Raw genomic sequence first — 20,199 nt, 5'->3', positions numbered from 1 at the left:
ACCCGGTGCACAGCCAGCCCGCGCCTCCAGCCTGCTGCCCTCCATGGGCTCGGTCGGCGACTGCGTGGACAACGCGCTGATGGAATCCTTCTGGGCCCGGGTCCAGGTGGAACTACTGGACCGCCGCCGGTGGCGCACTCGCCTGGAGCTGTCCACCGCCCTGTTCGAGTACCTGGAGATCTTCCACAACCGGCAGCGCAGACACTCCGCCCTGGGGATACTCAGTCCGGTGGAGTACGAACTGCGCGCAACACCTGTAGCGTGAATCAACTATCCCGACTCCACACAACTCTGGGCAGATCGGAGCCTCCATCAGACCCGGAGCGGTTCACAGGCGCCGGGTGGCGTGGACGGCGCTTCCGCTCCTTGGAGCCTGGTGCCAGGGGTGGGCGGTTTGAAGCTCGGATAGGTCAAAGGAGACGTAGCAAGCGGCGCTTGGGATTCTGAACAGGTCTGTCGAATCGTCATACGTCAGCGCCAATGCCACTGCTAGCCTGCTGCGGGGCGGGCGACGCCGCCGGGGGAGGAGAGCGCGTGATGGTCGAGCCCTATGACGCGTACCGCCGAGCGATGCGGAACGCCTGGGCCGACTGGTGGTTGACGTGGCCGTTGTCGCAGCAGGTTGCGCCGGGGGATGTCTTCGATGTGCGTGATGGGTCGGTGCGGATCGCGGGGACGTTGGACGGGCGGCGGATCGCGGTCGGGCTGACCGAGCCGGGTGAGCCGGGCGAGTTCGTGTACGACTCCGGGGGCACGGCCGAGGTGCGGTTGAAGTCCGCGGGTGTGGTCGATCCGGCGTTCGCGACCATCGGCGCTGTCGATGCCGGTGTGCTTGTGCGGTTCTCGCGTGCCTCGGGCGTACTGATCGTCTATCGGGAGCTCACCGAGAGGGGCATCAGCGATGTCCGGCGGCTGAGCGAGGCGATGGTGCGGCGGTACTGGCAGGGGAAGTGGGACGAGTCGCTGTATGCGGTGACGCGGACGGTCAGCGCCGGTTCCGGGACGGTTCTCGTAGGCGTCGACAGTGGGGCGAGCGCCGAGTTGCGGCTCACCGGCACCGCGGGGGCGCAGGCGCTGCAGATTCTCGACGTCGCGGCGGGGGCGTCGCTCACCCGGAGCCAGAACCTGAGCTTCCGGTGGATCGCCCAGGCCGCGGCGCCGCTCCACCAGGTGGTCAGGCTGCGCAAGAACTGGCTGCGGCGCGTGCAGGCCGAGTACGGGCCGAGACAGCCCGGTCGGGGAGCCGCGAGCGAACCCGTGCCGCCACTGCTGGTGGAGGAAGCCCTGGACGACACGGAAGCGGTGCTGGAGACGGTTCCACAGCAGGAGCAGCCCGGGCAGCCGTCCGGCGACGACGTGTGAGCGCAGAGCCGTGGAACCGCACGAAGGCACTGTGGCCGAGGTGCTCATCCGGGTCGCCCGTGAACCGACTGGCATCGACGGCCAGTTGGTCGTCCGACTGACAGACCTGACCGACGGGATCGAGGCGAGCGCACCGCTCGACGCCGAGCTGGCGCTTGCCGCCGACAGCCCCGCGTCCTGTGTAGCCCTCGTCGGCGCCCTCTCCCCCGCGACGACGACGGTGCAGCGGCAAGTTGTGGGGCGGCGGCTCTACGACGGGCTGATCACCGGCGACGTACGGCGGCTGTGGGACGAACTGCTGGCCGGCAGCAGCACTCAGCGCCCGCTGCGGGTCGGTCTCGAGATCGGCCCCCTCAGACTGCGCGCGCTGCCCTGGGAGTTGCTGCACGACGGCTTGGGATGGGTCTTCCGCGATCTAAGACAGCGGTGGCGCCGTGTCAGGGTCGCCGCACCCGCGTTTGCCGGTCGGCCACCCGAGCTCGCCGAGCTCGGTCCGCTGAGAGTGCTCCTGGTGGTCTGCAATCCGCAGGACCGCAGTCTGCTGGCGGACGATGAACTCGCCGAGTGGGGCGCCGCGTTGGGGCGGATCGGCGCCCAGGTTCATCATCACGTACTGGACGGCCCGGATCTGTCGTCGCTGACCGTCACGCTGGCCCGGCTGCGGCCGCATGTGCTGCACTTCATCGGTCACGGTGCGCTGCCGGGCACGGACCTGGGTTCGGCCGTGGCCTTCAACCGTACGGTGGGCGCCGCCGGTCGCGGCGCCGCGGGCGGCGATTACTGGGAGCTGACCACCGACCTGGCACAGGTGCTGATGAATGCCTGGCAACCGTGGCTGGTCGTGATCAACGCCTGTCGTCAGGGCGTGGACGGGACAGCCCCGCAGGACGGTCTGACCGAAGTGTTCCTGGACCGGGGCGTCCAGGCGGTGATCGCGCTGCAGGGTGACGTGGAGCCGCTCGAGGCCGTCCATCTCTCCGCCGGTTTCTACCGTGCCCTGGCCCAGCGCCGCCCCCTGGACGACGCCGTGGCCACCGCCCGGGACCGGCTGGCCTCAGACCACCATGCGACCGCCGCGTGGGCGCTGCCGGTGCTGACGGCCGTCCACACGGGGCGGCTGACCCTGCCGGTACGCTTCCCACTGTCCGAAGCGACCGCGCGCGAGCTCACCGAGCATCCGGACTTCACCGAGCTGCGCCTGTTCCTCGGACGTCACGACGAGCGCCGTGAGGGCTGGTGGGCGCTGTCTGACGACGGCACCGAACGCCCGCCGAGCAGACTGCTGGTCATCACCGGCCACTCGCAGTCGGGCGGGCCGAAGACCGGCAAGACGCTGCTCGCACGCTGGTGGTTGATGACCTGTCTGCTGCGCGGTGAGGCCACGACCTATGTGGATCTGCGCAAGGTGCTGACGCACGACTGCGTCGAGACGGACGGCAGACGCACGGTTCGCCGGGTGACCCACAAGAACTGGCTCGACGTGCTCCGCGTCATCCGTGCGGCCTGTGTGGACGAGGACCGGTCCTGCCACTTGCCGCACTCCGCCTTCACCGGCTTCCATGACACCTTGCACCGGGAACTGCCCGATCCGCACGCGGACTTCGGTCCGCCGACCGGCGAGGACATCGGGTTGTGGTTCAACGACAACGCGCCACGCGCCGAGGACCGTAAGAACGCCGTGTTCCGGTCCTTCGCCGAGGCACTGAGCCCGCCGGACCAGGAGCGACGCCATCTCGTCGTACTGGATCATCCAGAGTACGTCCTGTCCGAGTCCTTCCGGCAGGAGCTGTATCCCCGCCTCCTCGCGCCCAGAGTGCTCGACGGCCTCCATGGCCGGCTGCGATTCGTGCTGGTGGCCGACCCTTCCTGGGTGCGCGAGCACATCCCGCCCCAGGACTCCACCCTGGTCAACACCGTCGCCTTGGGCGACTTCGAGACCCGGCACTTCATGCGGCTGGCCCGGGACTACTGCGCCCGCGCCGGGATTCCCTTCGCCGCCGCCCTGCCGGTCTTCGAGGGCTACGACAAGTACCTCCAGGGCACCAGCCACTTCCGCGTGGACTTTCTCAGCCGGGTCCACAAGACCATGGACGTGGTCGCACGGACGGGGCCCCGGCCATGACCGACCACTTCACGGGCATCGCGGATCGCTTGGAGGAACTCGGCCGGCGTATCGCCGCCGGGGAGAGCCTCGACGCCATCCACCGCTCCGAACTGCCCACACCTTGGCGGCCGTTGCTCCGGCTCACCGCCCTGGCAGGCCCCTTCGACGCGACCTTGCACGACGCGGTTCTGCGCCCCCGCGCCGGGGACGGGGCACCGACGCTCAGCGACCTCGAAGCGTACGGTCTGCTCGAACGAGTGCCGGGCACGGAGCGGTTCGTGCTGCGTGAAGCGCACCGGGCAGCGTACTTCTCCGACTGGCTTTCCGCACGCCCCGGCGGCGGTCCTCTCACCGAAATGGCTCTGGTGGAGGGCGACCTGGCCGCGCACTGGCGGGGCCGCGCAGAGCCCGCCGAGGAGCTGCGGCACCTGCTGATCGCCGACCCGCCCGGCGCCGCCACCCTGTTCGGCGACCTGTTCACGCGGGCCGACGCGGAACGGGACTTCGCACGCTGCCGTGACCTCCTCGACGTCCTGGAGGATCCCGACAGGCGTCCCATGCTGAGCGCCGAACTCGGCCGTCTGCGCCGCGACCGCAGCGCCTATCTGCGCGCCCGGGACTACTGGAGCGCCGACTATGCACGCTGCGCCCGGTTCATGGAGCGCCCCGACAGCCGGCAGAACGTAGTGCGGTTCCTGGCCGGGGACGGGCCGCGCGTATGGCAGCTGTACGGCGAGGGCGGCATCGGCAAGACGATCCAACTGCGCTGGCTGGTCTCACGTGTGTGCGTCCCGCTCCCCCAGGACGTGCCGTGCGCGCGCGTCGACTTCGACGTGATCGACCCCGGCAACGCCATGCGCTGGCCCGAGCTGCTCCTGCTGGAGATCGCCGACCAGCTTCAACTGCGTCTGCCCGAGGGACACTTCGCCTCACTGCGTGAACTCGCCCGGCACCGGCTGCTGTTGCACCGCCGCCCGGTCGCGGACAGCGTACTGCCCGACGACGAGGCGGTGCGGCAGGAGATCGTCCGCCGGTTCGTCTCCCGCCTGAACGCCCTCGACCAGGACCGCCCGGTCCTGGTCATCGTGGACACCCTGGAGGAGCCCCTGTTGGGCGACCGCCAGGGTACCGAGGCAATCCTCCGGCTGCTGGCCCGTGTCGTACGTGTCTGCCCGTCCCTCAGGCTGATCCTGGCCGGCCGCTACGACCTGCGGGAACGCGTGTCAAGTGAGGTCCTCACGGAGTTCTCCGAGGACCGGCGGCTCTCGGCGCAGGCATTCGGTCCCCACCATGTGAAGACCTACCTCGACGTCGTGACCGAGGTGCTCCGCATCCCTCTGCTGGGCGAGCGCCTCGCCCGCTCCGAACCGTCCGCTCTCGTAAAGACCCCCGGACCAGCGCTTTTGACGCGCCCTTCCCTCCCGCTCCAGGACCTGGTCACCCCCAAGGGCGCGCAGTGGCCGCCCCTCAAAAACCTCAACCCAATCGACCCATGGGCCGCGCCCGACGCCCTCGACGAAGTGGTGTCCCTGCTGGAATCCGTCGCGGAACCGCGCCACCGCAGGCACCTGCTGAACGAGGCGGCCCGCCAGGCCAAGGACGAACTGCGCCGCCCGGCGAAGTTCACCGGCGAACAAGTCGACGTCTACATTCAGACCCTGCACGCCCTCATCGAGCAGCCCGACCGCCGTCTCCACCTGTTCTCCGCCGCGCTCGCGCGCGGCGGACCGTCCCTGCGCCGCAAGGTGGAGCGCCACACGGAGCGGCAACTCGCGATGTACCTGGAGACCCTGCAGCAGCTGGCCCGCACGGCCCCGTTCGACCCCGACGCCCCCCAGGAGGAGGCGCCGGAGGGCATCGAACACCAGGAACTCCAGCGCTTCACCGACGAACAGGGCGAGGCGTACCTCACCGAGGTGCGCAACATCACCGACCCCGAACTGTGCCGCACCGCCATCGACCGGTCCCACGGCCTCCCTCTCAACCTCGCCCTGTTCGCCGACGCCATCGAACAGGACCCTGGGCTCACCCCGGCCGACATCCGCGCCGACAGTGGACCTCTGCTGCGGTACCTGATCGAGCGGGTGATCCGTCGCATCGAGGACCCCATGGTCCGCTGGGTCGTGCGCTACGGCGCTGTACCACGCCGACTGCGCTTCGACGATCTGGAGATCATGCGGGACCATCTGCTTCGCGGCATGACGGAGGGGGACCCAGGCGACGACCCGCGCCAGGATCCCCACCACCTGTTCGGCAGCGCCGACGTGTTCCCCTTCCGGGAGGGCGACCTGCCCGAGGACTGGCGGATACGGCTGTGGCGCCGACTGCGCGCCTACGCGGCCCGCAACTCCTGGGTGTACGAACAACCCGAAGAGCAGGGCGTGTTGCACTTCCATCCGGACGTGCTGATCCCCATGCGGGATCTGGTACGCGCACAACCGGTCTTCCGGGATCTGCACGAGACGTTCGTCCGGCGCTACGACGATCTGGCCGCCCGCGACGAAGGGCAGTGGACGGTACACGCACGCGAAGCCCTCTACCACCGCTTCCAGATGGCCGATCCGTCGGCGCCGACACGATGGAGGGCCGACCTGCAGCGGGCTCTGTCCGGCGGCGATCTTGACACCGTCAAGCAGCTCGCCGGTGAGATCCTCGGCCCCGACTACACGGCACTCGCCTCCGATCCGGGTGCCGCCCTGCGGCTCGAGGCCCATCAGCACATCGCCCACGCCGCGTTCCGGCAGACCATGCGGGAGGCCGACCCCGGTCGGCGCTGGCGGCATCGCGCCGACATCCGGCGCCACCTCAATCTCGCCGCCGAGACGGTGGGCGCCGACCACGAGAGACTGCGGGGTCCTCGCATGCTCGCGCTACGGATCGTGGAGAACGGACCGCACGAGTTCACCCCCGACCAGGCGACGGCCCTGATGCGTGAGTTGACCGAGCTGAGTGACACCGGGTCCCCACGAGACCGGTTGGACCTGCTGTGGGCCGCCACCGAACATCTCGACGAGCATGACGAGTCCGCATCCGACGCCTTCCGGGAGGTCTGCGGGCTGGCAGAGGATCTGGGCGAGTGGGAGATCGCCGCTCTGGCGGCGCGGTCCTGGGCCCGCTGGGCGGACAGAGCTCGCCGGGACGACGAGGCGCTGGCGGCGAGCGCCCGATCGACGGCGGCCGCCCGCCGAGGAGGCCCGGCCGCCCACCATGTACTGCTGGACCACGCGGCGCTGCTGCTGCGTCGGCAGCGGCCGTCGGCGGCGCTGGACGCTCTGGGCGATGTTGCATGGAACGGGACCTCCGCCCGAGCAGATGCACTGCGCCTGCGCGTGCGTGCCGAACTCGCTTGCGGCAACGCTCGCTTGGCCGGTCACCTCCTGCTCAACGAACAAGCCGTGGAGCGAACGCCGGAGGAAAAGGCCGCCGACGACGAACTGCTCGGCGACACGCTGACCGCCCTCGGCGAATACGCGCGCGCGGTCGACGCCTACGACAAGGCGTGCGCGGTCTGGCGCCACCTCAACGCCCAGGAGCCGTACGCACGACTGGCCCGCCTGCGGGCGGCGGCCGCCCTGCGAGACACTGGCGACCCGGAGCCTGCCGAACGCCTGCTGCCCCCTCCCGCCCCTGACGGCACCCGGCAGGGCGGCGAGACCTGGCTGTATGAGGCCCTGTTCCGTCTGGAACTCGCCTGGCGCTCACCGATCGGACCCACCGTCCCGGAGGGCTATCCGCCCTTGCCCGACGATCCCGCAGCCCCCTTGACGACCCGGGTCCTGAGCGCGCTGTACGCCCTCGGCTGCGCCAACAACGTCGAGCCCCGGTCCACCGCCGTCCGCCGCCTGGCCTATGTGCTGGCCCAGCTCACATCGCCCGAGCGTGCCCTGGCGTTGCTGGCACCGTACAGCGAGCACCCGGCGCTGCGGATGAGCCGATGGTGGCCGGCAGTCCGCGAGCTCTGCGATCCGGCGTCCACGGCGACCGGGCCCGACGACCCCGACGCACGACTGCACCGGACCGCTTTCGTCACCCTCGATCGGACCCTCAGCCGCCCGGAGGGACCACCGCCCGCCGATGGACCGCCCGAGACCGCCACGGCACCCGACTGCGTTTTCGCCGATCTGCCCGGAGAGCGTGCGATCCCGGTCGGTGGAGCGGCTTCCTGGCAGCGCGTCGCCACCGACCGCTGGCTCGCTGACGGCTCGGTCACCGAGCTCGGCAAGATCGTCAGCGCCGCCTTGGAGGAGGGGACCCGTCGGCCCTCCGCGATCCGTATCGAGGCGGAGTCGCCGCTCATCCAGGCTCTGCCGTGGGAAGAGATGTGGCCTGCCGACAGCACGGCACGGCCCGCGCTGGTCTACCGCAGCATGCCCGGTCCGGCCCGGCGAAAGGACGTACGCCGGCTCCAGTCGGGCCTCAACGCCTTCCTCGGCCTTTCCCTCGTGCCTGACGGTCTGCTCGGCCCACTCACCCGGAAGGCACTGCGGCTGGTCGCCCCGTACTGCCCGGCGGAGGGCACGCTGGCCGACGTAAGTCTGCGCGCGGCCCTTGAGGAGGTCACCCCGCCGCCCACCGAGATACTGTGCGTCTCTGGCACACCGCGATTCGACCCCGAGACCCGGCAACCCGTCCTCGACGTCCCCGGCCAAGGCCGGATCACCGTCGACGACCTGGTCGCTCAGGTCGATAGCCATCCGCCTGGCCGGGAGCCGACCGTGGTACTGGATGCCTCCGCGGGCGCGCGAGCTGACGTCAGACAGATCACGCTGGCCCGTAACCTGCTCGCGGCGACCGTCTTCGCCCGCTCCCAGGCCCGGTTGGTCGTGGCGTCCGGTCCGTTGGAGGACACAGAGACGCCGCGTGATTTCCTCACCGAAGTGCGCAGCCATCCCTGGCATGCCGTCCTGAGAGCCTGGGCACAGGCGAGTTCGTCCCCGCGGCGGCACGGTTACCGTCCCGCCCTCGCCGTGTTCGCCGCGCCTTCCGCGCTTCCCTGCGGCCTGTCGAAGGCGCTGAGATGACCGGGGCGCGGTGGGGCGACGAAGGGCGACGGACGGCACGCCGACAGCACATGATCGCGGCCCTGCGGGAGGAACTCGGACTCTGGGAGGACCTGGCCGACGAGGGGCGGGTCCTGGAGAAGCATCGCAGTCAACTCACCGCCGTTCGCGCGCTGATCGAGCCCGGCCTGGACGACGCGGACCGTCGGCTGGCCGAGGGACGCGCGGACGAGGTTCCCGCCCTGGTGCTCGATCTCTTCCACGTCTGGGACTTCTTCCGTGGCCGTTTCATGCTGCGCAGGGCCGAGGAGCATCACGCGTTCCTCGGCGTCGCCGACGAGCTGGCCTGGGAGTGCTACCGGCCGCTGCGCGACGCGGCCATGACCCACGGCGCGGACTTCCTGCCGAAGGAGCCCCCGCTGGTCGGTTTCAGCAGGCACGCCGTCCCGCACGCGCACCGCCGTGGCAGCGCCTACCGGGAACTGCTCCCTCGCGGTGGCGTGCACACCGGGGCCGGCCTCGAGGCGGTGAAGCGGCTGCCGTTCCCCGTGATCGAGATTCCGTGGCACTGTAGGGGGCATCTGCCGTCGATGCTGACAGTGGTGCACGAGGTCGCCCATCACGTGGAGGACGACTTCTCCCTCACGGACGAGCTGCACGCGAAGGTCGCGGCAGCGGACCTCGGCCCCTCGTGGTGCGCCCGGTGGACGGACTGGATCGGCGAGGCGTTCGCCGATGTATGTGCCTCGGTCGTCGGCGGGCCCGCCTACGCGCTGGTTCTCGCGGACCTTCTCGACCAGCTCGGCGGCGGAGCGCAGGACAGCCCCGTCCATCCGCCCGCGGCCACCCGGCTGGCGCTGTGCCGCAGCGCCGCCACAGCCGCCGGGCATCCGCTGAACGGCCAACTCGGCACAGAGAAAGGCGACTTGCCGGTCGACCCCGAGGCGGATCTGATCGCCCACCTCCTCCTCTCCACGGGCTTCGACCGGTTCCATGGTGCCCGGCTGGTCGATCTGCTGCCGTCTGCGCCCGCGGCGGCTGCGGGCCGCCGCCTGCTCGCGGGCATGCCCAGCGGGCAGCTGTCGGTGACGGGCGCGGTCGCGGCGGCCGCGCTGGCCTTTCACACCGACCCCGCGGCCTACGACGTCCTTGACCTGGACGAACCGGTGCTGGTGGAAGCCGTACGCCTGCGTCCGGCGGGCACGCGGGCGGCCGTACCGAATCTGGTCGCGGACCGGCGCCAACGGGAACTACGCGAGGCCGCCCGCTGTCTGCTGGCCGCCCTCACCGCCCCCGAAACCACCACGCCCGACTCTCAGTAGATCAACCGTCGTTCTCTGCGGGCCCTTTGCGCCCGGCCCACCAGGCTGCCCAGTTGCTCCGGCGTCGGCGGCACCGGGGGGTCCTGCAAGTAGGCCGCCACGAACGCCGCACGCAACACGCCGTGGATGTCGTCCCCGTTCAGCCCTTCCGTCGCCGCCGCGATCAGCTCGTCGACTCCGCCGACGTCGATCGCGTAGCGCCGACCGTACAGCCTGGTCATGGCGAGCCGGCTCTCGTGGTTCGGCAGGTCCACGGAGACGGGGTGGAACCGGCCGGGCCGCAGCAGCGCCTCGTCGATGAGGTCGGGGCGGTTGGTCACACCGATGACCAGTACCGGTGCGAGCATGGCGGAGTTGGCATCCTCGGTCTCGGCGAGGATGCAGCCCGCCAGCGACTGCTGGGGCTGCGGTCCGTCGGTCGTCGCCGTGCGTGGGGTGAACCGGGAGGTCACGGACTCGAGTTCGTCGAGCACGACCACTGAGGGTGCGTTGCGCCGGGCCTCGCGGAACAGTTCTCGGATGCGGGCTTCGCTCTCCTGTGTCGAACGACCGAGCAATTCCGGGCCGCTGGCCAGTGACACGGTCGCATTGAGCGCCCGGGCGACGGCGGTCGCCATGGTTCGCTTGCCGTTGCCCGGGGGGCCGTAAAGGAGCAGGCCGCGGGGCACCAGTTTCGAGCGCAGGTGCGCGAGTTCGGCCGGCAGCCGCCCGGCGCTGGTGAGGAGCCCCACCGTGTGTCGCATCCATTCCTTCACGTCGTCGTAGCCCGCGATGTCCTCGAAGCTGACATCGGGCACGGTGAAGAGCGGCGAGGTCCGTGTCTTGAACACCCGCACAGCTTCATACAGCTCATGAATGCCGGCCCCGGCCGGAGTCCGCTGGACGGCGAAACCGATCGCGTCGCGCACCTCCAGCGGGTTGAGCCCGCTGATGTGCGAGTGCAGGTCCTCGGGATCGAAGCCCGAGAAGTGCGCGCTCTCGTCCGCGGTGACCAGCGCCCGCCCGATCGGGACCGGGCTCGCCGTCGGGGCGGGGTGCACGTGGGTTGGGCAACCGGTCAGGGTGACCGTCCTGCTGAACCGCTCCACCACTCGCGCGGACAGGACGCGGTCCGAGGACGCGAACGCCAGCAACGGACGCTCTGTCGCCGCGCGCACGGGCCTGAGCGCGGCGTCCCCTTCCTCAGTGGCTGCTCCGGCCGATGCCAGCAGCGCCAGGTCGGGGATGACGAGCAAACCGTCCGCCGTGGGAGAGGCCAGAGCGTCCTGCAGAGGGCGGGTTGGGTCGTCGGCCGTCTCCGCTGCGGGTCCCGCGTCCACGACTCGCAGACCGGTTCGCTCGATCATGGCCCGCCGCAGAGGGGGCACGACGGTCTCGTCGGCCCGCACGAGGACGGACAGCCCGGCTCGCAGCAGCGTCGCGACGTCGTCGATCTGCCGGCCGTAGGCGAGTCGGACGACGGTGTCGTCGTCGAGCCTTCGCGGGAAGGCAGGCTCGGTCCGGCTGTGATGACGGGGCCTCGGTGCTGCGGGGGGCGGCAGATAGACCGGGGTGCCGTCCGGTACGTCCGCGCGCGCGACAACCTGCACCTCCACCGCGTGCCAGGGCAGGTCCGCGGTGTCGGGGGCGAGCGGACGCAGGAGCAGGCAGTCGGTACCGGCCAGCACTTCACGCACGGAGCCTTCCGGGGGCAACTCGACCGGATCGTCGCCACTCGCGGTTACCAGGAGTACCTGTGGCAGGGAAGCGCTGCTCATCCTGCCTCCTGGTGGCAGCGGCCCAGGTCGTCGACGATCCAGTGGGCGCAGGCGTCGAGCCCGGTGGCGGATCGGGCGAAGAAGCGGACGGCTCGGCGCTCGTCGTACAGGTTGACGACCGCCGCGACCTGCCAGGGGACGCGGAAGGTCGCCGTATGCATGGCGACGTCGACGCTCGACAGGGCCGGTTCCGGGCCGACACCCAGGTGCGTGTGGTACCAGCCGAGCAGCCGCCGGGCCGGGGCCGCGCCAGCGAGCCGCTCGTTGAGGGCCGCGAAGGTGTCCGGGGTGAAGGTGAGGCGGGTCGCGGTGGCCTTGGTGTGCTGCGCCGGGACGATCTCGTGGACCTCCACCAGGTAGGGTTGCGGCTCGCCGAGGGTGACCTGCCGGTCGGCGACGCTCATGGGCCGCCCTACGAGGAAGCCGCCTTCCTCCACGCGTGAGGACCGTGGCAGGGTGGCCAACTCCTCGGCAGCACGGGACCGTAGCAGTACGGTGACGCCGTCCACGGTCTCCGGGAGGCCGAGCAGCGCCGGGCGCACTCGTGGCAGAGGGTCGGGGACGGGACGTACGACCACGACGGTCCCGCGTCGTGCCGGTTCAGCGTTCACGGGTGCCGTCCTCTCCCCCGTCCGCGCGGGGCGCCAGGGTCAAGCGGGACGAGGCGGGGCCGGGTATCGACAGCGCCCGGCCGCCGAGGGCCGCGATCCGTGCTCGGCCCTCCTCTGAGAACGCCCAGGCCGCGGCCCGCCGGTTCACATAGTCACCCGCGTCGAGCAGGTCGGACACCTGCTGCGCCGGATCAGTGGCGGACGACCGATTCCTCGGCAGGACACCGTAGTTGCGGTATCCGGCCATGTCGATCAGCATCTGGCACAGCACGGTCACGGACATGCCGGGCCGGTAGCCCTCAGCCAGTACACCGAGACAGACCTGCCCCTCTCCCGGGCCCACGGCGACCACGTTGGGATGGAACACCGGCGTGAGCCAGGTGACCAAGGGTGCCTGCACGGGAAACTCGGGGGGCAGCACGATGAGCACTTCGTGCCGCTGCACCACCTTCGGCACGAGGGGCCAGGCGTCCTGGTCGTCCGGCGGCGCGAGTCCCGGCACCCGCAGTTCCGCGGTGAACTGCAGCGGGAGCAGGTCATCGTCCATCGAGAGCACGCGGAACTGCTCGCAGGTCGCGGCGAAGTGAAGGATGTCGTCGCGCACCCGCCGTACCGCAGCCATCCGCAGGCCTGCATCGATGCCGGCGGTCGACTCGGCGGAGACCTCCAGGACTCCCCCGTCCCGGACCTGTTGTTCATGAAGAGTGAGGTCGGGATTAAGGCGGCTGGTCTCACCGTTCTCGTTGCGGTAGTCGACCACGGCGCGCCGCTGTCGGCCCGCGAGGCCCTCGTTCTCACCGTAGTGCGCCCACACCGCGGGCACGATGTCGCGCGGGAGTGTCGTGTTCGGCACCTCCTGGAGCTCGAACAACTGCCGGTCCGGTCCGAACAGTTCCAGCCTCCGCAACAGCGCGGGCCGAAAGGCGTACTCCTGGAAGACGACCTCGCACTCGGGATCGATCTCCCGCGCGCCCGCCCGGATGCGGGACAGAGCATCCTCGTTGATCCCAGCCACGCGAACGGCCGTCTGCATGCCACTTTCGTAGAGCAGGAACGCCGAGTTGTCCGCGACCTCACGCACGAGCTCCAGCATCCGGTCCGAGGAACCGCCGCCGAGGAACATCAGCGTGGGCCAGACCGCCTGTTCTTCCAGGTCCTCGGCGATGCTCGCCAGCGTGCGGTTGCCGGGCCACACCCAGCGGGCCTGCCGCACCAGCAATGACACTCCGTCTTCCAGAACCCCGAATTCGAGGTTTCGTACGACCTCCGCCCAGAACGAGATCGCGCTGGTCATCCCGGAGTCCGCCGGCACCAAACGGGTCGGGTAGCCGATGTCGTCGAGCAGCTCGCGTGCCGCTGCCACGGACGGGTACAGCTCGGCCAGCAGCGCGATCAGTCGGCGCCGTTGGGCGTCATTCACGTGGCGCCCTCCCCCTCGTCTCCTGTGTTCGACAACTCCACGTACCGGATCGCTGCGTATTCGCCGGGGCCCAGCACGGGGAGTATTTCTCGCGGGGCCACTCCTAGATCGACCAGCCGCGCGGTGGGCGCGGCGTCGCCCAGCCGTGTGGATTGTCCGCCCACGCCCGCCAGTGGCGCCCAGCTCAATGCCATCTCCCCGGTGGTGAGAGCCGAGGTCAACTCGCCGATGGTGGCACGGTGTTCGAGCTGAAGACGCGACACTGCGTGCGTGGGCAGAGCGGTGTGCAGCGGGCACTCCGGGTCCCGGCGCAGCTCCACGCGTTCCGTGTCCCAGGCGGCCGCTTCCACCCGCAGGACTCGGGTGGGCAGGTCGATGCCGCACAGCAGGCGGACGGCGGTAACGGCGAGCCATGAACCGATCAGCGAGGAGACGGGGGCCGACGCACCGGCCTCGACCGTCACCGCCTGGTCGCACCCCCAGGGATCGTCGCGAACGGACCGGCCTGTCGGCCCGAGGGCGCAGCCGAAGCAGGGTCCGCCAGCACGGTAGAGGCGGACCTCGCCACCCCAGGGGCCGGTCCCACCGTCCAGGAGGGTGGCGTTCACGAGGTTGCAGCGGCCGGATAGTTGGATGCGGGCGGCGATGCTGTCCAGGCAGCTCACGACCAGTGAGCAGTCGCGCAGTTCGGCCAGCCCGACTCCGCTGATCAAGGGTGCGGTACGGGGTCGTACGACGATTCCGGGCGAGATGTCGGCCAGTGCGGCTGCGGCCACCTCGGTCTTTGCCCGTCCCACGTCCCGGTCGCGGAACAAGGGTGAGCGGCTGAGGTTGGAGCCGGCGACCTTGTCGGGGTCGCACAGGGTCAGTTCGCCGACGCCGGCCTCGGCGAGCAGGCGGGCGACCTCACTGCCGAGCGCACCGACGCCGCAGATGACCACGTGGGAGCGCTGGAGGGCCTGTTGGTTCCAGCCGGGGATGAGCCGGTGCCGGTCGTAGCGGCCCATGTCAGGTCTGCCGCCGTGTGTCGTGGGTCAGCGGGCAGACCCGCACCTTCAGATCAGGCTGCCACTGGCGCAGACAGTCGAGGCCGTTCGCCGGGTCGTGATGGACCGTCATCGTGCAGCGTGCGAAGTCCGGTGAACACGGGCAGACCACCACGGCCTCCCCCCTCCGCAAGGTCTGCGCACACACGAAGCAGCGCCGACGACCGTTCTCGGGGATCGCTGAGTCCTCGGTGGGCATGCGTGTCGTCGGTGGGCCCGGCACCGGGGGTGCGGTCTCGCCGAGTCCGCAATAGAACGCCTCGACGGCGCTCGGGTCCACGACGTCCTCGGACGGGATGCGCCCACTGCACGGCAACCGGCTGCTGTGGTGCAGCACTTCGATCAGCCGGCCGTGTTCGTCGTGACGGAGATGGACCTGGTCCCCCAGCCGGAAGGTGTGTCCGCACGCCCGACAGGGCCTTCTGGTGTCGTTGCCGGGCGCCGCCCACGTGTCCAGCCACTCCGAGTCGAAGGTGGTCAGCGCCACCGAGTCGGCGGACCGCGCGCCGGGCGAGAGTCCCTGGTTCACGCCGCGCAGGAACCGGTCCTCAAGGTCCCGCCTCTGCTCCGTGTCCTTCGCGGTTTCCTGCCGACCCAGCTCCATGGTGTCGGCCCCCACCGTCCGCTGCACCGTGCCGTCCTCCGCCGAGTTTACGCGCATCGGCGCGCGGCCAGGGGCTTTTCACCACCTCCGTACCGGCCTCGCGGGTTCGCCTGAGCAGCGCCAGGCCCGCGCCGCCCAGGTCGCTGTGCGGCGTTGCGCGGCGTGTTGCGAAGGCGGCCGGATCATCACGCTGATCGCGGTCGGTGTCAACGCTGACGGACACCGCGAGATCCTCGGCCTGGACGTGGCCGCCGCCGGGGACGGCGCCGGATGGCTCGCCTTCTTGCGCTCACTGATCGCCCGCGGCCTGAGCGGTGTCCAGCTGGTCATCTCCGACGCCCACGCCAGCCTGGTCGACGCCGTCGGTGCGGTGCTGCCCGGCGCCTCCTGGCAGCGCTGCCGCACCCTCCCCCATCGCCCGCAACCTGCTGAGCCAGGTTCCGAAATCGGCCCAGCCCTGGGTGGCCACACTGCTGCGGACCGTCTTCGAACAGCCGACACCGACGCGGTCCAGGCCCAGATGCGGCATGTCCTGGACGCGCTGGAGGCCAAGTTCCCCAAAGCCGCAGCCCACTTGGACGCCGCCCAGCATGACCTGCTGGCCTTCACCGCCTTCCCCCGCGAAATCCGGCGGCAGGTCTGGTCGAACAACCCGCAGGAACGGCTGAACAAGGAGATCCGCCGCCGCACCGACGTGGTCGGGATCTTCCCCGACCGCACCGCCCTGATCCGCCTGGTCGGCGCGGTCCTGGCCGAGCAGAACGACGAGTGGACCGAGGCCCGCCGCTACATGGGACTCGACCTGCTGGCCAAGGCCCGCCTCCACCCGATCGAGTCAGAAACCGACGACACCGTCCTGCCCACCGAACTCACCGCACAGCCTCGAACGAGATCACCGAGTGGCCGTCGATACCCCACTCCATCAATGGCATCGTTCCGGCCCCGTTCCAGCCGCTGAACCAGCCCTGGCGGGCGGGCATGGGCGTCGCACGCATACCTCGTCCCAGAACTATGTTGTCCCACCACATGTGCCCCTGACCTGCACCTTCCTACGGTGTGCCAACACGTACCCGTCCCCACCGCACACGAGGAAGTGGCGCACATGGCCTCCGCAGCATCCGCTCCCCCAACGCCCGGCAATCTGAAGCGCATCGTCGCCGCCAGCCTCATCGGCACCACCATCGAGTGGTACGACTTCTTCCTGTACGGTGCCGCCGCCGCACTGGTCTTCAACACGCTGTTCTTCCCCGAGTCCGACCCCCTGGTCGGCACCCTGCTCTCGTTCCTCACCTATGCCGTCGGCTTCGCCGCCCGGCCCCTCGGCGCTCTCGTCTTCGGGCACTACGGCGACCGGCTGGGACGCAAGAAGCTGCTGGTCCTGAGCCTGCTGCTGATGGGCGGTGCCACGTTCGCCATCGGCCTGCTGCCCACCCACGACACCATCGGCACCGCCGCTCCAGTGCTGCTGACCGTGCTGCGGCTCGTCCAGGGCTTCGCCCTCGGCGGTGAGTGGGGCGGAGCCGTGCTGCTGGTCTCCGAGCACGGGGACGCGCGGCGGCGCGGGTTCTGGGCCTCATGGCCGCAGACCGGGGCGCCCGCGGGGCAGCTCCTCGCCACGGGTGTGCTGGCCGCGCTCACGGCGCTTCAGAGCGACGCCACGTTCGAGTCCTGGGGCTGGCGCGTGCCGTTCCTGCTCTCCGGCGTGCTGGTGATCGTCGGGATGTGGATCCGCCTGTCGGTCGACGAGTCGCCGGTGTTCAAGGCGGCACTGGCGCAGGCCGAGGCGCGCAAGGCCGAGGAGGCCGTCGAGAAGATGCCGCTGGTCGCCGTGTTGCGGCACCACTGGAAGGACGTGCTCATCGCGATGGGCGCGCGGATGGCCGAGAACATCTCGTACTACGTGATCACGGCCTTCATCCTGGTGTACGCCGTGGACCACACCGGTCTGGAGAAGCAGACCGCCCTGAACGCCGTCCTGATCGCCTCTGCGATCCACTTCGCGGTGATCCCGGGCTGGGGCGCGCTGTCCGACCGGTGGGGCCGGCGACCGGTCTACCTGCTAGGCACCCTTGGCATGGGCGCCTGGGCGTTCCCCTTCTTCGCCCTCGTCGACACCGCGAGCTTCAGCCTCTTGATCGTCGCGGTGACCGTGGGCCTGGTCTTCCACGGGGCGATGTACGCGCCGCAGGCAGCGTTCTTCTCCGAGATGTTCGCGACGCGGATGCGCTACTCAGGCGCGTCGATCGGCGCGCAGTTCGCGTCCGTCGCGGCCGGCGCTCCGGCACCGCTCATCGCCACGGCGCTGCTGGTGGAGTCCGACGGCTCGACCCTGATCTCGCTGTACCTGCTGGCCGCGGTGGCCATCACGCTCGTCGCCCTGCTGGCGGCCCGCGAGACCCGCCACCGCGACCTGTCGCAGATCGGCGCCACGTCCTCCGAGCAGGACGCCCCGGACCCGGCCTCGGTCCGCTGAAGCCACGGCTTTCGCCGTAACGAAATCCGCCTGCCTGTCCGCAGGCAGGCGGAGCCCGGCCCGCACCTCCTGTTGCGAAGCCGTAACTCCCATCGAGAAGAGGAATCGAATGTCACGACGCTGGTCCGCCCGCGCCGCAGCTGTGCTGGCCGCTCCTGCCATCGCGCTGGGGGTGTGCGCCTCCCCCGCGTTCGCCGCGGACACCTGGGTCAACCTGTACAAGAGCAGCACCAAGGTCGCCAGCATGCAGCACGTCGATGACGGCGACTACTTCCGCGTGTACGACAATTACGCCGACGGCCACGGCGTGCGCGGTTACCTGTATTCCTGGACGGGTTACGACTACACGCTGATCATGACCAAGTACAACGGCAGCGGAACCGGTACCTACGCTCAGATGCAGTACGACGTCTGGGGCACCAACTTCTACGCGATGCAGGTGTGTTCGGTGGACGGCTCGGAAGACACGTCGCCCGGCCCCTGCTCGGAGATGAAGTACTTCAGCGAGTAAGGCGACCCGACCTCTCAGCCCCCGGCCGGCATCTCGGTCGGGGGCTGACCCCTGTCCCTGAGACGCTCAGCGCGCCAGCCGGTGCAGCCGCAGTGCCATCTGGATCTCCAGGGCGCGGGCCGGGGTCTGCCAGTCGTCGCCGAGGAGGCGGCCAACGCGTTCCAGGCGCTGGGCGACGGTGTTCACATGGACGTGCAGGTCGTCCTTGGTGCGGGCAGGGCTCATCCCGCTGGCGAAGTAGGCGTCGAGGGTGCGGACCAGGTCGGTGCCGCGTCGTTCGTCGTAGGCTACGACCTGGCCGATGGTGCGCTCGACGAAGCCGGTGATGTCCCGGTCGTCGGCCAGCAGCAGTCCGATGAAGCCGAAGTCCTCGGCGGCGGCGCCGTCTCCGCGACGGCCGAGCAGCCGTAGGACGTCGAGGCAGCGGCGGCCCTCCTCGTAGGCGGCGGCCACGGCGTCGGGGTAGGTGGCGAGGTCCTCCACCGGGGCGGAGGCGCCGACGGTGACGGGCTCGTGGACGGCGGTGCCCAGGTGGTGGGCGGTGCGGCGGGCGGTGTCGGTGGCGGTGTCGCCCTGTTCCAGGGGCAGCAGCAGGACGGTGCCGCCGTCCCGGGCGGCGGCCAGGCCGTGCCGGGTCGCGGCGAGATGCGAGGCGGCGGACCACAGGCGTCGGCGGGCGGCGGCCTCCTGGTCGGCGTCGGCCGGGGGGCCGTCGAGGCGGGCGGCGAGCACGACATGGGTGGCGTCGAGGTCGGCGTCAAGCCGGGCGGCACGCTCGCGCAGCAGGCGCGGGTCGCGGTCGCGGCCGTCCAGCAGGTCGTCCAGCAGTTCGCCGCGGACCCGCTGTTCGGCCTCGGCGGCCGAGCGCCGGGCGAGCAGCAGCAGCGAGGTGACCATGGCGGCGCGCTCCAGGGTGCGCTGGTCGACGGGGTCGAGTCCGGGATGGCCGCGCAGAACGAGCGCGCCGAGCAGTTCGCCGCCCGCGGCGACGGCGGCGATCCAGTCGTCCTGGTGCCGTACGGCGTGCCCTTCGGCGCGGGAGGTCTCCAGCGCGCGGGCCGGGGCGCTCTCGGTGAACTCGACGGTGCCGTCGAGGACTTCGGACACGGCCGCGGCCACGTCGTGCACTCCGCCGCCGCGCAGGACGAGTTCGGCGAGCCGGTCGTGGACGTCGGAAGCGCGCTCGATGACTCCGCTGCGGTCCCGGATGATCTCGTTGGCGCGCTCCAGATCGGAGAGGGCCGAGCGGGTCTCGGTGAGCAGGTTGGCGGTGTCGATGGCGGCAGCCGCCAGGGCGGCGAAGGAGCCCAGCAGCGCGATCTGCTCCCGCTCGAAGACCCGGGCCCGCCGGTCCGCCGCGAACAGCACACCGATGACGTGGTGCCCCAGCATCAGCGGCACCCCGCAGATCGCCACCAGGCCTTCGTCCCGGACCCCGGCGTCGATGCTGAGGGTGTGCCGGAACCGGTCGTCCTGGAAGTAGTCGTCGGTGACGTAAGGGCGCGCCGTCTGGGCAACGAGGCCGCCGAGCCCCTCCCCCATGCCAAGGCGCAGTTGCTGGAAGCGGGCGGCGACCGAGCCCTCGGTCACCCGCATATAGGTGTCGCCGCGCTTCGGGTCGTTCAGGCTGAGGTAGGCGACATCGGTGCCGAGCAGCGACCGGGCGCGCTGCACGATCGCCTGGAGTACGGCGTCCAGGTCCCGCAGGCCTGCCAGATCGTGGGCGGTCTCGAACAGCGCGGACAGCTCGGCCTCGCGTCGGCGCCGTCCCTCCAGCTCCGAGCGGACGCGCAGCGCGAGCAGCTTCGCCGCTTCCAGCGCGGCGATCCGCTCGGCGGGCTGTCCGTCGGCGCGGGCGAGCAGCACCGGCTGCTCGTAGGCGTCGGCCGAGGCGCCTCGGGCCAGCAGTTCGAGGAACGGCGCCTCGGCACCGCCGTCCGGCGGAAGGCCGGCGGAGCGCTCGGCGGAGTGCACGTGATCGCGGGACAT

General features: G+C 70.6%; 14 protein-coding genes. 8 read left to right on the top strand and 6 right to left on the bottom strand.

The features are described from left to right. Positions 1-43: 43 nt before the first annotated feature. The 5 genes from ACFV7R_RS29595 to ACFV7R_RS29575 all read left to right on the top strand — a co-directional run bounded on the left by ACFV7R_RS29595 (position 44) and on the right by ACFV7R_RS29575 (position 9,788). Positions 44-265, top strand: a complete 222-nt coding sequence (locus ACFV7R_RS29595; RefSeq protein ID WP_385268818.1) for an IS3 family transposase — start codon at positions 44-46, stop codon at positions 263-265. Between the two features lie 272 nt (positions 266-537). Beyond that, on the top strand, positions 538-1,362 hold the full coding sequence (locus tag ACFV7R_RS29590; RefSeq protein WP_385268816.1) for a hypothetical protein: 825 nt from the start codon (positions 538-540) through the stop codon (positions 1,360-1,362). 31 nt (positions 1,363-1,393) lie between these two features. Next, complete coding sequence (locus ACFV7R_RS29585) at positions 1,394-3,484, top strand: CHAT domain-containing protein (RefSeq protein WP_385268814.1); 2,091 nt, start codon at positions 1,394-1,396, stop codon at positions 3,482-3,484. Beyond that, entirely contained in the window at positions 3,481-8,487 is a 5,007-nt protein-coding gene (locus ACFV7R_RS29580) for a hypothetical protein (RefSeq protein WP_385268812.1), read from the top strand. Before ACFV7R_RS29585 ends, ACFV7R_RS29580 begins: the two co-directional genes overlap by 4 nt. Beyond that, positions 8,484-9,788 carry a hypothetical protein gene (locus tag ACFV7R_RS29575; RefSeq protein ID WP_385268810.1) on the top strand — a complete coding sequence of 435 codons (1,305 nt, stop codon included), beginning with the start codon at positions 8,484-8,486 and terminating at the stop codon, positions 9,786-9,788. Before ACFV7R_RS29580 ends, ACFV7R_RS29575 begins: the two co-directional genes overlap by 4 nt. Here ACFV7R_RS29575 and ACFV7R_RS29570 read toward each other — a convergent pair. Genes ACFV7R_RS29570 through ACFV7R_RS29550 form a run of 5 tightly spaced genes read right to left on the bottom strand, consistent with a single transcriptional unit; the run spans position 9,782 to position 15,253 of the window. Then, complete coding sequence (locus tag ACFV7R_RS29570) at positions 9,782-11,545, bottom strand: AAA family ATPase (protein WP_385268808.1); 1,764 nt, start codon at positions 11,543-11,545, stop codon at positions 9,782-9,784. The genes ACFV7R_RS29575 and ACFV7R_RS29570 overlap by 7 nt on opposite strands. Continuing rightward, the gene (locus ACFV7R_RS29565) at positions 11,542-12,156 is read right to left on the bottom strand and encodes a hypothetical protein (RefSeq protein ID WP_385268806.1); all 615 of its coding nucleotides are present in this window, start codon (positions 12,154-12,156) and stop codon (positions 11,542-11,544) included. The genes ACFV7R_RS29570 and ACFV7R_RS29565 overlap by 4 nt, the downstream gene beginning before the upstream one ends. Further along, a complete protein-coding gene (locus ACFV7R_RS29560) occupies positions 12,146-13,576 on the bottom strand; it encodes an effector-associated domain EAD1-containing protein (RefSeq protein ID WP_385268804.1) in 1,431 nt (476 codons plus the stop codon). The genes ACFV7R_RS29565 and ACFV7R_RS29560 overlap by 11 nt, the downstream gene beginning before the upstream one ends. After that, positions 13,573-14,583 (bottom strand): HesA/MoeB/ThiF family protein, encoded by a 1,011-nt coding sequence (locus ACFV7R_RS29555; RefSeq protein ID WP_385268802.1) that lies wholly within the window; start codon positions 14,581-14,583, stop codon positions 13,573-13,575. The genes ACFV7R_RS29560 and ACFV7R_RS29555 overlap by 4 nt, the downstream gene beginning before the upstream one ends. Position 14,584: 1 nt before the next feature. After that, complete coding sequence (locus ACFV7R_RS29550; RefSeq protein WP_385268800.1) at positions 14,585-15,253, bottom strand: hypothetical protein; 669 nt, start codon at positions 15,251-15,253, stop codon at positions 14,585-14,587. A 1-nt stretch (position 15,254) separates the two neighbouring features. Between ACFV7R_RS29550 and ACFV7R_RS29545 the strand changes: the two genes are divergently transcribed. The 3 genes from ACFV7R_RS29545 (at position 15,255) to ACFV7R_RS29535 (ending at position 18,210) form a co-directional block, all read left to right on the top strand. Next, positions 15,255-16,184, top strand: coding sequence for a transposase (locus ACFV7R_RS29545; protein WP_385268798.1), 930 nt, complete (start codon positions 15,255-15,257; stop codon positions 16,182-16,184). A gap of 144 nt (positions 16,185-16,328) precedes the next feature. Beyond that, complete coding sequence (locus tag ACFV7R_RS29540) at positions 16,329-17,699, top strand: MFS transporter (RefSeq protein WP_385268796.1); 1,371 nt, start codon at positions 16,329-16,331, stop codon at positions 17,697-17,699. Between the two features lie 109 nt (positions 17,700-17,808). After that, positions 17,809-18,210, top strand: a complete 402-nt coding sequence (locus ACFV7R_RS29535; protein ID WP_385268794.1) for a hypothetical protein — start codon at positions 17,809-17,811, stop codon at positions 18,208-18,210. Positions 18,211-18,276: 66 nt separating this feature from the next. Here ACFV7R_RS29535 and ACFV7R_RS29530 read toward each other — a convergent pair whose 3' ends face one another. Further along, a complete protein-coding gene (locus ACFV7R_RS29530) occupies positions 18,277-20,199 on the bottom strand; it encodes a helix-turn-helix domain-containing protein (protein WP_385268792.1) in 1,923 nt (640 codons plus the stop codon).

The organism is Streptomyces sp. NPDC059866 (genome assembly GCF_042731325.1).
GTDB lineage: Bacteria > Actinomycetota > Actinomycetes > Streptomycetales > Streptomycetaceae > Streptomyces > Streptomyces flavusporus.
The sequence above is the reverse complement of the archived record's forward strand: the minus strand, read 5'-3'. Positions and strand labels throughout refer to the sequence as shown.

Bases quoted from the DNA above. Each gene is read 5' to 3' on its own strand.
- ACFV7R_RS29530 (WP_385268792.1), bottom strand. From the start codon at position 20,199: ATGTCCCGCGATCACGTGCACTCCGCCGAGCGCTCCGCCGGCCTTCCG.
- ACFV7R_RS29540 (WP_385268796.1), top strand. From the start codon at position 16,329: ATGGCCTCCGCAGCATCCGCTCCCCCAACGCCCGGCAATCTGAAGCGC.
- ACFV7R_RS29575 (WP_385268810.1), top strand. From the start codon at position 8,484: ATGACCGGGGCGCGGTGGGGCGACGAAGGGCGACGGACGGCACGCCGA.
- ACFV7R_RS29570 (WP_385268808.1), bottom strand. From the start codon at position 11,545: ATGAGCAGCGCTTCCCTGCCACAGGTACTCCTGGTAACCGCGAGTGGC.
- ACFV7R_RS29580 (WP_385268812.1), top strand. From the start codon at position 3,481: ATGACCGACCACTTCACGGGCATCGCGGATCGCTTGGAGGAACTCGGC.
- ACFV7R_RS29555 (WP_385268802.1), bottom strand. From the start codon at position 14,583: ATGGGCCGCTACGACCGGCACCGGCTCATCCCCGGCTGGAACCAACAG.
- ACFV7R_RS29595 (WP_385268818.1), top strand. From the start codon at position 44: ATGGGCTCGGTCGGCGACTGCGTGGACAACGCGCTGATGGAATCCTTC.
- ACFV7R_RS29535 (WP_385268794.1), top strand. From the start codon at position 17,809: ATGTCACGACGCTGGTCCGCCCGCGCCGCAGCTGTGCTGGCCGCTCCT.
- ACFV7R_RS29590 (WP_385268816.1), top strand. From the start codon at position 538: ATGGTCGAGCCCTATGACGCGTACCGCCGAGCGATGCGGAACGCCTGG.